13 protein-coding genes are annotated in these 12960 nt (G+C 65.9%); 9 read left to right on the top strand and 4 right to left on the bottom strand.

Going from position 1 to position 12960, the window contains the following annotated elements; genetic code table 11:
- From QF777_04610 to QF777_04600, 3 genes are all read right to left on the bottom strand, one after another.
- Complete coding sequence (locus QF777_04610; protein MDP6910829.1) at nt 1–909, bottom strand: M23 family metallopeptidase; 909 nt, start codon at nt 907–909, stop codon at nt 1–3.
- Nucleotides 910–971: 62 nt separating this feature from the next.
- Nucleotides 972–2045: a hemolysin family protein gene (locus QF777_04605; GenBank protein MDP6910828.1), complete on the bottom strand. Its 1074-nt coding sequence runs from the start codon at nt 2043–2045 to the stop codon at nt 972–974.
- Complete coding sequence (locus QF777_04600; GenBank protein MDP6910827.1) at nt 2039–3367, bottom strand: hemolysin family protein; 1329 nt, start codon at nt 3365–3367, stop codon at nt 2039–2041. Before QF777_04600 ends, QF777_04605 begins: the two co-directional genes overlap by 7 nt.
- A 79-nt stretch (nt 3368–3446) precedes the next feature.
- On the opposite strand from QF777_04600, the gene QF777_04595 reads away from it, so the two are divergent.
- From QF777_04595 to QF777_04570, 6 genes are read left to right on the top strand one after another with little or no spacing between them, the layout of a single operon-like run.
- Nucleotides 3447–3920 carry a MarR family transcriptional regulator gene (locus QF777_04595; protein ID MDP6910826.1) on the top strand — a complete coding sequence of 158 codons (474 nt, stop codon included), beginning with the start codon at nt 3447–3449 and terminating at the stop codon, nt 3918–3920.
- A 4-nt stretch (nt 3921–3924) separates the two neighbouring features.
- Nucleotides 3925–5760: an ABC transporter ATP-binding protein gene (locus tag QF777_04590; GenBank protein MDP6910825.1), complete on the top strand. Its 1836-nt coding sequence runs from the start codon at nt 3925–3927 to the stop codon at nt 5758–5760.
- A complete protein-coding gene (locus QF777_04585; protein MDP6910824.1) occupies nt 5760–7703 on the top strand; it encodes an ABC transporter ATP-binding protein in 1944 nt (647 codons plus the stop codon). Before QF777_04590 ends, QF777_04585 begins: the two co-directional genes overlap by 1 nt.
- Entirely contained in the window at nt 7700–8416 is a 717-nt protein-coding gene (locus tag QF777_04580; GenBank protein MDP6910823.1) for a sulfite exporter TauE/SafE family protein, read from the top strand. Before QF777_04585 ends, QF777_04580 begins: the two co-directional genes overlap by 4 nt.
- Before the next feature lie 39 nt (nt 8417–8455).
- Nucleotides 8456–9265 carry an ATP-binding cassette domain-containing protein gene (locus QF777_04575; protein MDP6910822.1) on the top strand — a complete coding sequence of 270 codons (810 nt, stop codon included), beginning with the start codon at nt 8456–8458 and terminating at the stop codon, nt 9263–9265.
- The gene (locus tag QF777_04570) at nt 9262–9921 is read left to right on the top strand and encodes a thiamine diphosphokinase (GenBank protein MDP6910821.1); all 660 of its coding nucleotides are present in this window, start codon (nt 9262–9264) and stop codon (nt 9919–9921) included. Before QF777_04575 ends, QF777_04570 begins: the two co-directional genes overlap by 4 nt.
- Before the next feature lie 140 nt (nt 9922–10061).
- Here the strand turns inward: QF777_04570 and QF777_04565 are convergent, their stop codons facing one another.
- Nucleotides 10062–10856: an excalibur calcium-binding domain-containing protein gene (locus QF777_04565; GenBank protein ID MDP6910820.1), complete on the bottom strand. Its 795-nt coding sequence runs from the start codon at nt 10854–10856 to the stop codon at nt 10062–10064.
- Nucleotides 10857–10887: 31 nt separating this feature from the next.
- Here QF777_04565 and QF777_04560 point away from each other — a divergent pair, with 31 nt between their 5' ends.
- The 3 genes from QF777_04560 (at nt 10888) to QF777_04550 (ending at nt 12909) form a co-directional block, all read left to right on the top strand.
- Nucleotides 10888–11238: a hypothetical protein gene (locus tag QF777_04560; GenBank protein ID MDP6910819.1), complete on the top strand. Its 351-nt coding sequence runs from the start codon at nt 10888–10890 to the stop codon at nt 11236–11238.
- A 56-nt stretch (nt 11239–11294) separates the two neighbouring features.
- Nucleotides 11295–11618: a hypothetical protein gene (locus QF777_04555; protein ID MDP6910818.1), complete on the top strand. Its 324-nt coding sequence runs from the start codon at nt 11295–11297 to the stop codon at nt 11616–11618.
- Between the two features lie 115 nt (nt 11619–11733).
- Nucleotides 11734–12909 carry a cytochrome P450 gene (locus QF777_04550; GenBank protein MDP6910817.1) on the top strand — a complete coding sequence of 392 codons (1176 nt, stop codon included), beginning with the start codon at nt 11734–11736 and terminating at the stop codon, nt 12907–12909.
- The last annotated feature ends 51 nt before the right edge of the window (nt 12910–12960 follow it).

Genomic DNA, 12960 nt, shown 5'->3' with positions numbered 1-12960 from the left:
TCAGTCGTAGAGAGACGTGTCCATGGGCGTCCGGTTGCTGCAGCGGGAATCCACGATCGGGTAGGCATTCACGGCGTTTTCACGACCACCCGGGTGGTATTCAAAATGCAGGTGCACGCCCTCGGCGTTGCCGGTGTCTCCCATAAATCCGATCACCTCTCCGGCCCGGACCTCACCGACTTTTCCAAATCCCGACATGTGGGTTCCGAAGTAGTAGTCGCCATCCCCGGCCACCAGGTCAAAGGACCAGCCACCGATGGTGTCCCACCGGTGGGTGACCACACCATCCACCGGTGCAAGGATCGGGGCGTTCCTGAAGCTCACTAGGTCCACGCCCTCATGGCGACGGTTTCCCGACCTTCGCTCGCCCCAAGAATCATAAAATTTGACGCGACCTTCGACCGGGCAAACCCAGTCCGACGACGTCGCCTGACGAACCACTGACGAGCGGTTGCGTCGGCCTTTGGCGTCGCGTTCGAGGCGGGCACGTTCGGTGGCGGAGATGCCGGCGAGGACGTCGCCATAACCCGACTGCAACTGAGCCGCATCCCGCACGTTGTCGGCGACCAGTCGGTTGGCGTCCGCGAACGCCCGGACCGCCGAACGGTGGCGTTGCCGGGCGCTGACCAGCAGATCGATCATGGCTCGGAGTCGTCGTTCGGCGGCGGCGATGCCGTCCAAGGCGAGGGGAAGCACATCGGATGCTGCCGAGATAAGCGGTAGCAGGCCGGTGGCTCGGTCGATGACCAGATCCTGGGATGGGTCGCTGGTGAAAGCCACCGATTTCGAGGCACTACCCGAACCGGCGGGATCCGATCGGCCCGCGGGGGGCGCGGCCTGAACAGCGGTCGAAAGGAGGGCGGTGACCAGCCCGGCGAGCACGACGGTCATGCCAAGGCGGCGATGCACCCCGAAATCCTACCGGCGGGCTTCCGATGCCTGATGGACCGGTGACCACCGACCGTGGCTACTCACGTGCTCATCGTGCTGGGATCGATTTCACCAGCCGAATACCCGTCGGTCTCATCGCGGATGTCTCCGACGAGTTCCTCCAAGACGTCCTCCAGGGACACGATCCCAATCCAGCCCTCCGTGCCGATCACGGCAGCAAGACGGATCCGTTCTCGCTGCAGAAGATGGAGTACCTCGTCCAGCGGTTGGTCGGGCGACAGGACGGCCATCGTCCTGACCTCCTCGGTGGTCAGGGTGTCGTCGGCCGCTCCGACCGGTAGGCGTAGCACCGATCGGGCGTGCACCAGGCCCACCAAGCCACCATCTGGGCCGGTTAACGGCAGCCGACTGTGGCCCGAGGAGGCCAATACGCGTTCTACCTCGTGGACCGGGGCCCAACGGTCGACCGTCGCTACTTCGGACCGGGGCACCATCACCGATGCCACTGTCCGCTGCCCTAGGTCCAACGCTCCCGACAGGAGATCGTGTTCGAACCCGTCGATGAGGCCCTCGCGCCGTGACGCATCCAGCATTGACGTGAGCTCCGGGGCCCCTACCGCACGGTGGACCTCGTCGACGGCCGTCAGGCCGAATGGGCGGATGAGTAGCGCCGACATCCGATCGAGGGCCACTACCGCAGGTTTGGCCAGAGAGACAAATGCTGCATGCAGGGTCACCGTCCACCGGAGCGTGCGTTCGGGAGCCGCAATGGCCAGGTTCTTGGGTACCAACTCGCCGAACAACATCTGGATCACGGCTGCCAGGCCGATCGCTGCCACCCAAGACGCCGTGTCGGCCGCTTCCTCGGGGACCGCGACCGCTGAGAACAGATTTTCCAGCAGGCCGCCGATCGCCGGCTCGGCGAGCACCCCGAGGGCGATGCTGCTGGCCGTGATTCCCAACTGGGCACCCGACATCTGCAGACGGAGGTCCCGCCGGGCCCGGAGCGCCCGGGATGCCGCTCGCGATCCGCCCTCTGCCGCGTCGGCCAACACCGTCGGTCGAGCAGCCACCAGCGCGAACTCCGTCGCCACGAAGAGAGCGTTGACGGCGACGAGGAGCAGGACACTGCACAACGCCAGCGCGGTCACCATCGGTGACTCCCCGGTTCGGCCTCAGTCTCGGGCGGCGACGGCGCGGGGGCCACCATTCTGAGCGTTTCGATCCGGCGACCGTCGACAGCCAGGACCTCGATGCGCCAACCCTCGTGGTCGATCCTCGCCGTGGGCTCGGGGATCCGCCCCAGCCGATGGAGGACGTACCCGGCCAAAGTTTCGTACGGGCCATCGGGGATGGCGAATCCCGTGGCCTCGTATACGTCGTCGGGGCCCAGCCGTCCTGAGACCACGATGTTGCCGGGGCCGTCTACCTGGGTTCGCGGAAGTGGCGCCGACTTTCCGGTGAGGTCCAGCAGGTCATCGTCGATCTCACCGATGAGTTCCTCGACCACATCTTCCTCGGTCACCAGGCCAGCGGTTCCTCCATGCTCGTCGACCACGACAGCCAGGGCGCTGCGCGCCGCCCGGAAGTCGTCCATGAGGCCATCGAGCGCCCGAGTCTCTGGGACAGCCAGCGCCGGTGCCATCAGTTCGGCGACCGGCACCCGATCTCGCGAGTCGCGGGCAATGGTCAACAGCGCCTTCACGTGGACGATGCCCACCACATGGTCGAGATCGCCGTCGATCACCGGGAACCTGGAACAGCCCGTTCGTTCCGCCTCGGCCAACAGGTCGGCGCCCACCGCTGAGACGTCCAGCGAGTGGACGTCGAGTCGCGGCACAAGTACTTCGGCGGCCACCTTGTCGGCCAGCCGAACCGAGCGCGTCAGCAAGGCCACGTCGTCGGGATCCAGCGTCTCGTCGGCCGAGGTTCGAATCAGGTCCCCGATTTCGTCGAGCGTCCGCGACGGGTCGAGGTCGGTCCGCGGGATCACTCCCAGGCGACGTACCACGGCGTTGGCGGCTCCGTCGAGCACCGCCACCAACGGGCGACCAATCACACCGATCACCGTCACCGCGGGAGCCAAGCCGCGAGCGAGGGGCTCGGGCGCAGCCAAGGCCAGGTATTTGGGCACCTGTTCGCCCACCACGAGGTGTAGACAAGTCGCCACGAGAATGGCCACCACCACCGACGCCCCGGTCGGGTGGTCATCGCCGGTCAAGATGCGCGCCACCGTTGGCTCGGCCACGAACCCCAGTAGCAGCGCTGACAGGGTGATCCCGAACTGGGCTCCGGAAAGATGCGAAGTCAAGCGGTGCAGGAGAGCACGGACCCGCCGGGCCCCCGGGTCGCCGTCAGTGGCAGCCGCCTCGATTCGGGCCCGGTCCACGGCCACCAGGCTGAACTCGGCCGCCACGAAGAACGCGTTGATGATCAACAGCGCGGCGATAGCCATCAAACCCGTGGAGGTGGACATCTGGTCTAAGGCTACCGATGCCCGTCAACCGGTAACGGCCGATGCGAGCCCTCAGAAATAGTTCGATACGTTAACCATCATGACCAACCCTCCTGACGACTCGCCTCCCGCCAAGGAGGGGCATCCCACCAGGGAGGTCGACGCCGCCCGGGCCGCAGCCAAGCTGGCCCGCCAGATCACCATTCCCCTGACCGAACACCAGCTCAGCCTCTCCCAGTACCGGGTCCTCGTCTTCCTTGACGAGGGCGGCGCCGCGCCCTCCGACTTGGCCGACCGGCTCTCGGTCAGCCGCCCGTCGATCACCGCACTGATGGACGGGCTAGGAGAGCGGGACCTCGTCGAGCGCCACGACGACCCCGACGACGGACGACGGGTTGTCCACCACCTGACCGAAAGCGGCCGACGGATCCTCGAGATCGCCGACCGTGCGGTGGCCGACCGCCTCATGGCGCTCGGAGCACACGTGAACGCCGGCGACCCCACGCCGCTTATCGAGAACCTCAGTAAGTTCGGCGACGCCATCCGTGCTGCCCGTGCCGCCGGCACCGCCTGACCTGATGGGAGCGAAGAAGGCGACGCCCCAGATCGATCCCGACACCTCTAAGGGCTGGTTCCGTCGGCTCCTCCCGATGATCGTCGCCCGACGGGCCGCCTTCACCGTTGTCCTGGTTACCGGACTTGTGGGCCTCGCCCTCCAGGTCTCTGTCCCTATGGTCCTGCGGCAGGCCGTCGACCGGTCACTAGGCGGCCTCGACGGTTCCGCGGCCTTCGCCGACCTGGAGCGCCACGCCATCCTCCTGGTCGTCATGGCTACCGCGTCGTTTGGGCTCCGGTTCACCTACCGATACCTCCTCTTTGGCACGGCATGTCGGATCGAAACCGACCTGCGGGACACCGTCTACCAGCACCTAACCCGGCTCTCGTTCTCCTTCTACGACCGGGTGGCGGCTGGTGAGGTGATCTCCCGAGCCAACTCCGACATCCGCTCCATTCAACTCCTGCTGGCCTTCGGTCCGCTGGCCGGCCTCTCGGCAGTCAGCTTTCTCATGGCCTTCGGATTCATGCTCAGCATCCACGTACCACTCACGTTGGTCACCGTCTCCACCATGCCGTTCGTCTTCGTACTAGGCCAGAAACTCCGCGACCGGGTCTTTCCCCTGTCGTGGGTCACCCAGGGTCGTATGGCCGAAGTGGCCATGGTGGTCGACGAGAACGTCAACGGGACCCGGGTCGTCAAGTCGTTTGCCGCCGAATTCGACCAGATCGCCCTATTGGCACGGGCCGCCGACCGTCTCCGCTGGTCGGCCACCGCCCTGATTGAAGCCCGCGCCCGATTCAATCCAATGATTGAAGCCCTCCCCCGCCTCGGCATGGCCCTCGTGCTGCTCTACGGCGGCCACCTGGCCATCGACGGTCAGGTGGGGGTCGGCTCACTCCTGGCCTTCAGCGGATACGTGACCATGATCGCCATGCCGTTCCGAATGTTCGGCTTCGTCCTCATCCAGGCACAACGGGCGGCCGCCTCGTCGATGCGGATCTACGAGATCCTCGACGAGGAGCCGGCCATCGTCGACCGACCCGGCGCCCGTGAGCCGGCAACGGCTTCCCCCGAACTGGGTCGGGTGGAGTTCCGCTCTGTGGTGTTCTCCTATCCCACGGCCGACCCGGAACACGAGGGAGACCCCCGCCCGGTCCTAGACGGCTTCGACCTGGTGATTGAGCCCGGCGAGACGGTGGCCATCGTCGGTAGGACGGGCTGCGGGAAGTCGACGGTGGCCCGACTCCTCCCCCGCTTCTACGACGTGACCTCCGGTGCGGTGCTCGTCGACGGCATTGACGTCCGTGACCGCCGACTGGACGGGCTGCGCCACACAGTGAGCCAGGTGCCCGACGAGTCGTTCCTGTTCTCCGAGCGACTCCACGACAACGTGGCCTTCGGTCGACCCGATGCCTCCCGCCCGGACGTTGAGGCAGCGGCTCACATCGCCCGGGCCGACGAGTTCATCGTCGGTCTGTCCGACGGCTACGACGAAGTGGTCGGCGAGCGGGGTTACACCCTGTCGGGCGGGCAACGCCAACGGATCGCGCTTGCCCGCACCATCCTGACCGATCCCCGCATACTGATCCTTGACGACGCGACGAGCGCCATCGACGTCCAGACCGAGGAAGACATCCACCAGGGGCTGGTTGATCTCATGGCCGACCGCACGACCATCGTGATTGCCCACCGCCTGTCCACCATCAGCCTCGCGGATCGGGTGGTCCTCATGGAGGGCGGACGGGTGGTGGCCGACGGTACGCACGCCAGCCTCCTGGCCACCGAGCCCCGCTACGCGGCAATCCTCACCCAGACCGACGGAGTCGGCGCCGATGCAACACGGAGCGCCGACTGATGGGCGGCCACGGTTTCTTCGCCGGACCTTCGTCGGTCCAAGCCAACGCCCAGGCCGGTCTCCCCTACGCCGACGTGCCCGACGAGCTTCGAACCCGGATCGAGGACGTCCTCCGCCACGAACCCGACCACCCCGAGCCGGACGTATCGTTCTCGCATTCCCGCTGGGATCGGCGACCGTTCGGGCTTCGCACCTTCCTGATCCCACACGCCGGCGGCCTGTTCGTGGCCCTTCTCCTGGTCATCGCCGAGACCGGTCTTCTCCACGTGGGTCCGTTGCTTACCCAGATCGGCATCGACCAGGGCGTTTTGGCCGGCGAGATCGGCGTTCTGATGGCTGTTGCGTCGGCCTACCTGGGTGCCGTGGTGCTTTCCACCGGCGCATCGTTCCTACGGACCCGCTTCACCGGTCGACTGGGCGAGCGTCTCGTCTACGACCTCCGCGTCCGGGTGTTCAGCCATTTCCAGCGCCAGTCGCTGGACTTCTTCACAGGCGAGAAGTCGGGCGTGCTGATGACCCGGATGACCAGCGACATCGAGGCCCTCACCACCCTGCTCCAGGAGGGCCTGGTCAGCTTCGTAGTCCAGGGCATGACGTTGATCGTCATCACTGCCTACCTATTGGTGCTCCACCCCGGCCTGGCCCTTGTCTGTCTGCTCACCGTCGTCCCGATCAACGTGGTGCTGACCCTCTGGTTCCGACGGGTATCTCACATCGGTTACCTCCGGGTGCGGGACCGCATCGCCGACGTCCTGTCCAACCTGGCCGAGAGCCTGGCCGGCATCCGGGTCATCACCGCCTTCGGCCGTCGCGATCACGACGTGGCCCGCCACCAGCGCATCATCGACGCCCACCTGGAGGCCAACCTCTACATGGGCCGGGCTCAAGCCCTGTTCGGACCCGGCACCGAGTCCATCGGGATCATCGCCCAGGCTGTGGTCCTTCTCGTCGGTGGGCGAATGGCGCTCCGGGGCGAGGTGACGATCGGCGAACTTACCGCCTTCCTCCTGTTCCTCACCTCCTTCTTTGCTCCGGTCCAGACTCTGGTACAGCTCTACAACCAGTACCAGCAGGGCAATGCCGCGGTGCTCAAGCTGCGTGGCCTCCTCGGCACCGAGCCAACCGTGGTCGAACTGGTTGACGCCGTCGACCTTCCCCCCATCGACGGACGGATCCATTTCGACGCGGTGACCTTCGGGTACGACTCCGACCACTTGGTGCTGCGAGACATCAATCTGGTCCTCGAACCAGGTGAGGTCTTGGCCGTGGTCGGGCCGACTGGGGCCGGCAAGTCGACCATCGCCAAGCTGGTCACCCGATTCCACGACCCGACGTTCGGCCACATCACCATCGACGGGCACGACCTTCGGAACGTCGGTATCACTTCGCTGCGGCGTCAGCTGGGCGTGGTCCCCCAGGAAGCGTTTCTGTTCAACGGAACGATCGCCGACAATGTGTCGTTCGCTCGACCCGATGCCCCCCACGACGAAGTGGCCGAAGCGTGTCGGGTAGTCGGTCTGGGACCACTGCTCGATCGGATGCCCGACGGTATCCACACCCCCATCCACGAAAGGGGGGCCTCGCTGTCTGCCGGCGAGCGCCAGTTGGTCGCTCTGGCCCGGGCGTTCCTGGCTCGCCCCCGAGTGCTGGTGCTCGACGAGGCCACGTCCAACCTGGATCTGCAGTCCGAGTCGGTCATCGAACGGGCGTTGGATCAGGTGCTCGAGGGGCGCACGGCCATCCTCATCGCCCACCGTCTGGCCACCGCCATGCGAGCCGACCGGGTGGCTGTCGTCGATGACGGACGGATCGTTGAGCACGGGACCCATGCCGAGTTGATAGCCCTCGGTGGGCAGTATGCGGCCATGGTCGAAACGTGGCAGCGGCACGCCTCAGGCGGTCCGATCGGGGATAGGCACAGCGACGGAGGGAGCCTCCGTTGAGCACGCTCGAGTTCGTACTCGGTCTGCTCGTGTTCACCGTCGGTTGCACCATTCAGGGTGTGCTGGGCTTTGGTGCCGGTCTGTTCGCCGTGCCCATACTCGCCCTCATCGCCCCGGACTTCGTGCCCGGTCCGGTACTGCTGGCCAACCCGTTGCTCTGTGCCCTCTACGCCTGGCGCGAGCACGGCGCCATTGATCGGGCGGGCCTCCGGTGGGCCCTAATCGGGCGGGTTCCTGGTGTGCTGCTCGGCGCCTGGGCGCTCACCGCGGTGTCCGAGGACGGAATCGGCCTGCTCTTCGGCACCCTGTTGCTGGTCGGCGTGGGTCTAAAGGTCTCCGGAGTGCACGCCACCAAGACCCCGTGGACGCTCATGGGGGCCGGCGGCCTGAGCGGATTCATGGGCACCTCGGTGGCCGTCGGCGGCCCTCCGATCGCCCTGGTGCTGGACGGTTCCTCGGGCCCGGAACTACGGGCCACCCTCAACGCCTTCTTCTTCGTAGGGACGACCATCTCGTTGGTCGTGTTGACCCTGGCCGGTGAGTTCGGTACGTCGGACCTCCTCCTGGCGCTCTCCCTGCTCCCCTCGGTGCTGGTCGGCGTGGCACTCAGTAGCCGTCTTCGCCCCTTGCTCGACCACGGGTGGCTGGCCCCAGCGGTGTACGTCCTGTCCGGTTCCTTCGCCGTGCTCCTCCTGCTCCGTTCACTGTTCTGACCAGCGCCCGTCGCAACGGGTCGGCCTAGGGTCATCAGCGTGTTGGAGCCAGCCACGGACCCCGTACTCGAACTAGCCGACGTGAGCCGCCGAACCGAGGGAACCCAACTGCTGGAGAGCATCGACTGGCAGGTCAGGGGCGGCCAGCATTGGGTGGTCCTGGGGCCCAACGGGTCAGGCAAGAGCACCCTGCTTCGGATCGCCGCCCTGCAACTACACCCGACCACCGGGACGGTTTCCGTGCTGGGCCGGACACTGGGACGAACCGATGTGCGGTCGCTCCGACGCCAGATCGGCTACGCCTCGGCGACTTTGGCCGACGCCTTCCGGCCCGACCTGGCAGCCACCGACGTGGTGATGACCGCCCGGCACGGTGCGTTGGAGCCCTGGTGGGACGACTACGACGACGAGGATCGCGACCGGGCCCGCGACCTTTTGAAGAGGATCGGCTGTGGTCACCGGGCCGACCACCGGTTCGGCACATTGTCGTCCGGTGAGCGCCAGCGGGTGCTCTTGGCCCGGACCCTGATGGTCGACCCCGATCTCCTGCTGTTGGATGAGCCAACAGCAGGGCTGGACCTCGGCGGCCGGGAGGAACTGGTGTCGACGCTGGCCGACCTGGCGACCGACCCGGCGATGCCGCCCATGGTCCAGGTAACCCACCACGTTGAGGAGATCCCGCCCGGGTTCACCCACGGGCTACTCATGGAGGGCGGCCGGATCGTGGCGGTTGGGCCGCTGGCTGACGTCCTGACTGCCCGAGCCCTCTCGGACTGCTACGGGCTTGACCTGTCGCTCACGTGTCAGGAGGGCCGTTGGACAGTGCGGGTCAACGGGGTAGGCAGGTGACCATCGACCCGTCCACTGTCGGGTCCGCAGGTGGACACGCACTGATCGTGACCGGCGGGCCGCTTCCCCGGAGACTGGCACCGCTACCGGACGCCGATCTGGTGATCGCCGCCGACGAGGGCATCGATAACGCTCTCCGACTCGGATTAACCGTCGACCTGCTCGTCGGCGACATGGATTCGGCCAGCGACGGCGCCGAAGTGATTGCCCGGGTCGTGGAACGCCACCCGGTCGACAAGGACGAAAGCGACCTCGAGTTGGCCCTGGCGGCGGCGCTGCGTGCCGGGGCGACGTCGGTGACGGTGGTGGTCACCGCGGGCGGGCGGGCCGATCACGCCCTCGGAAATCTGCTGATTCTGGCCGGTGATCGGTGGTCGGCTCTCCGGGTCGACGTTCGGATCGATGAGGCGCGGGCCTGGGTGGTCTGGGATCAGGTCCGGATCGACGGCAGTACCGATGACCTGGTCAGCCTGATGGCCGTCGGCGGTGCGGCCACCGGCGTGACGACGACCGGACTGGTCTGGTCGCTCAACGAAGCGACGCTCGAACCCGGCGTTGGCCTGGGCCTCTCGAATCGGATGATCGGCACGGCAGCCGAGGTAACCGTCGGGTCGGGTGCCATCGTCGTCATCGCCCCGGGCGGAAGCACCGACTGATTCGACCAACTCCCAGCACCACGACCGGCAACTGAGTGACCAACGCCGTCGGGCTCTTCTTCGTCTACCCAGTCTGTCGCCCCCTCCCCCGGGAGTGGGGCGACTGCTGGGGCCCCAAGGTGTAGATACATGCAGGTGGTTTATGGGCCTCCGGGCAGGGACTCGCATGGCTCACCGTCATTGTCCCCATCTAGACGCGCCACGTCGCCGTAGTACGGGAAGTAGGTGTCAAACCATGCCTTCGCCGCCGGGTAGCTGGAGAAGTCGGAGCAGTTCTTCGTGTTACCCGGGTTGTCAGGTACTCCAGAGGTTGTGGTCGTTGGCGCAACCGTCGTAGTCGTGGTGGTCGTGGTCGTGGTGCTAGTAGTGGTACTAGTCGTGGTCGATGGGGCCGCAGGTGGGACGTAGACACCGGTTGGCGGACCGCCACAGGTACCGAGCATCGATTGGAGCGTGGACAGTTCTGCGGAGGTCACTGTGAGACCCCAACGCACCTTGATGTCCACCCAAGAGTCGGCGTACTGGCACCAATAACTGGAATCAGGGGGCTTCCACTCCTCCGGGCCGCGTGATCCCTTTGACCGGTTGGCCGAGGCAGTAACTGCGATCAGGTGCTGCGGATCAACAAGGTCGTTGTAATAGGACCTCTTAGTCGCTGACGACCAAGCCCATCCGCCCGAATCGTGGGCATTGGCGAGTGGCACGAAGTGGTCGACGTCCAACGAACTGGGGTTGGTGACGTACGTGCCAGTGAACGCGGCGTACCACTGCCCGCTGACGACTGAGCATCCTGAAGAACTGAAACCTGTCTCAGTTAGTGATTCGAGGATGAGGACTTCGTGGCGTGTGTTTATGCAGTCGCTGTCGTCATCTGACCACCCTGAGCCCCAGTCGTCGCGGTCGTAGTTGATAGGTGCGGAGGCACTACTGACCACAAGAGGGGCAAGCAGTTCTGAGATCCAGTTGATGTTCGCGGTCGTCGTTGTCGTAGACGCAACGGAGGTCGCTGGCGGCGGTGTAGTCGTAGTTGTCGCAGCAGTCGTTGGCGGCGGTGCCGTAGTTATGGTGGGGGCGACGGTGGTCGTCGTGGACACGGCTGTCGCGGTGGGAGCCACGCTGATCGTCGTGGACACGGCTGTCGCGGTGGGAGCCACCCTGATCGTCGTAGACACGGCTGTCGCGGTGGGAGCCACCCTGATCGTCGCGGTCGGTGTCGCCGCAGTGGTTGAGGTTGGTGCTGTTGTGTCTGAACTCCCACCACACCCCGAGACGACCAAGAAGAACGTCAGAACAACCGCGTACTTCTTCACAGCCTGAGTCTGTCACCCCCTCCCCTGGGGGGCGGGGGTGCCTCTGACGCCCTCGGTGTAGAGGTGACCCCCTTCGATTTCTGGGAGACTGAAATCGTGATGGGTCTTACCGGTCGATTTCCTGCACTGGCCGTATTGGTTGTGCTCTCACTATCTACGGCCATCGGGTGTTCAGGGAATCGGGACTATGACGAGGAAGTGCGCGACGCATTTCTGACGAACTGCGAGTACGCGGGCTCGTCTCCGTCGGTTTGTGCCAGCGCACTGGAGTGCATCGAAGAGCGACTCACTCAGAGCGACTTCGAATACGAAGAGAACAAACTTTTGCTTACCGGCGAGTTATCCGAACGAATGTTGGAGGTAACGGCCCGATGTCTGAACCGGTGAGGGGCGGTGGGGGTCTCTGACACCCTGGGACAAGCGACTTAAGCAGAACCCCCGAACGGGAGGCCATGCGCCTCCCTGGCCCGGTGCGCGTATCTACACCATGGGATAGTGGGCCGTGCCCCCGGACCCACTGCCCGACTTTGGGAGCGACCCGCTGCCCGGCGAGTCGTTTCACCGGGCGTGTGCCACCGTGCGCGAGATGGGCCCGGTGGTTGAGGTTCCCTTCCACGGCGGGTCCGCCCTGTTCCTGACCCGCAGCGAGGACGTGGTCGGAGCCTTCCGGGACAACGAGCGGTTTCCCGCGGGTGCCCACTACGAGATCGTCATCGAACCGGTCCAGGGGCGCACCTTCGAAAGCATGGACGGCGACGAGCACAACCTCTATCGGCAACTGGCGCAGCCGGCATTCCGGTCTCGTGCTATCGAACGCTTCGACGCCGGGGGCCTGGCGGCCGTTGCGAACGAGGTCGTAGACGACTTCATTGGGCGGGGCCGGGCCGACCTCATGGCCGAGTTCTGCGCCGTCTTCCCGTTCCGGGTGCTCCGACGCAAGTTGGGCCTCCCCCCGGCCGGTGACGAGAGCCTCCGACGCTGGTCGTTCGACCTGCTGGGCTTCATGCGTGACCCGGAGGCCGCTCGGACGGCTCGCGACGAATTCGACGAGCATCTCGGCCCGGTGATCGGGGAGCGGCGAAGGCAGCCGACCGATGACGTGCTCTCGGCCATGCTCCACCATGAGGTGGACGGTCGACGACTTGACGACGAGGAGGTCGTCGCCCACATTCGGATGTTCTTCGCCGCCGGCGCTGCCACCACCTACCACGCGCTCGGAAACCTGCTCTACGTGCTTCTTACCCGGGAGTCCGTGCTGGTTACAGCGTTCGACGATCCGCAGCGGCGTCCGGCGATCATCGAGGAGTTACTGCGCTGGGAGCCACCGTTGGGTGCCCTGCCCAGGATCGCTACTCGAAACGCCGAGTGGCAGGGCACCGGGATTCCTGCCGGTTCGTTGCTGCTGTTCGGGATCGCCGCGGCCAACCGGGATCCCACAGTCCACGATCATCCGGACGAGTTCGACCCGGATCGCGACCCGGTTGGCCTCATCAGTTTCGGCTCGGGTCCGCACTTCTGTCCGGGTTCACATTTGGCCCGTCGAGAACTCCTGACGGGTCTCGACGTGCTCCTCGAGAGACTTCCCGGCCTCCGCCTCGACGACCCCACCGGAATCGAACCGGTATCGACAACCCTGCGTGCGCCCGAAGCCGTCTACGCCGCCTGGGACCCCGCTTAAGCACGGACCGCGTTCCAGCAAGACGCCTACGCGTATTTACACCAGGGGGCT

It is taken from the genome of Acidimicrobiales bacterium (assembly GCA_030747595.1).
Classification (GTDB): Bacteria; Actinomycetota; Acidimicrobiia; order Acidimicrobiales; family MedAcidi-G1; genus UBA9410.
Note: the sequence above shows the minus strand (reverse complement) of the source record. Positions and strands in the feature narration are given on the sequence as shown.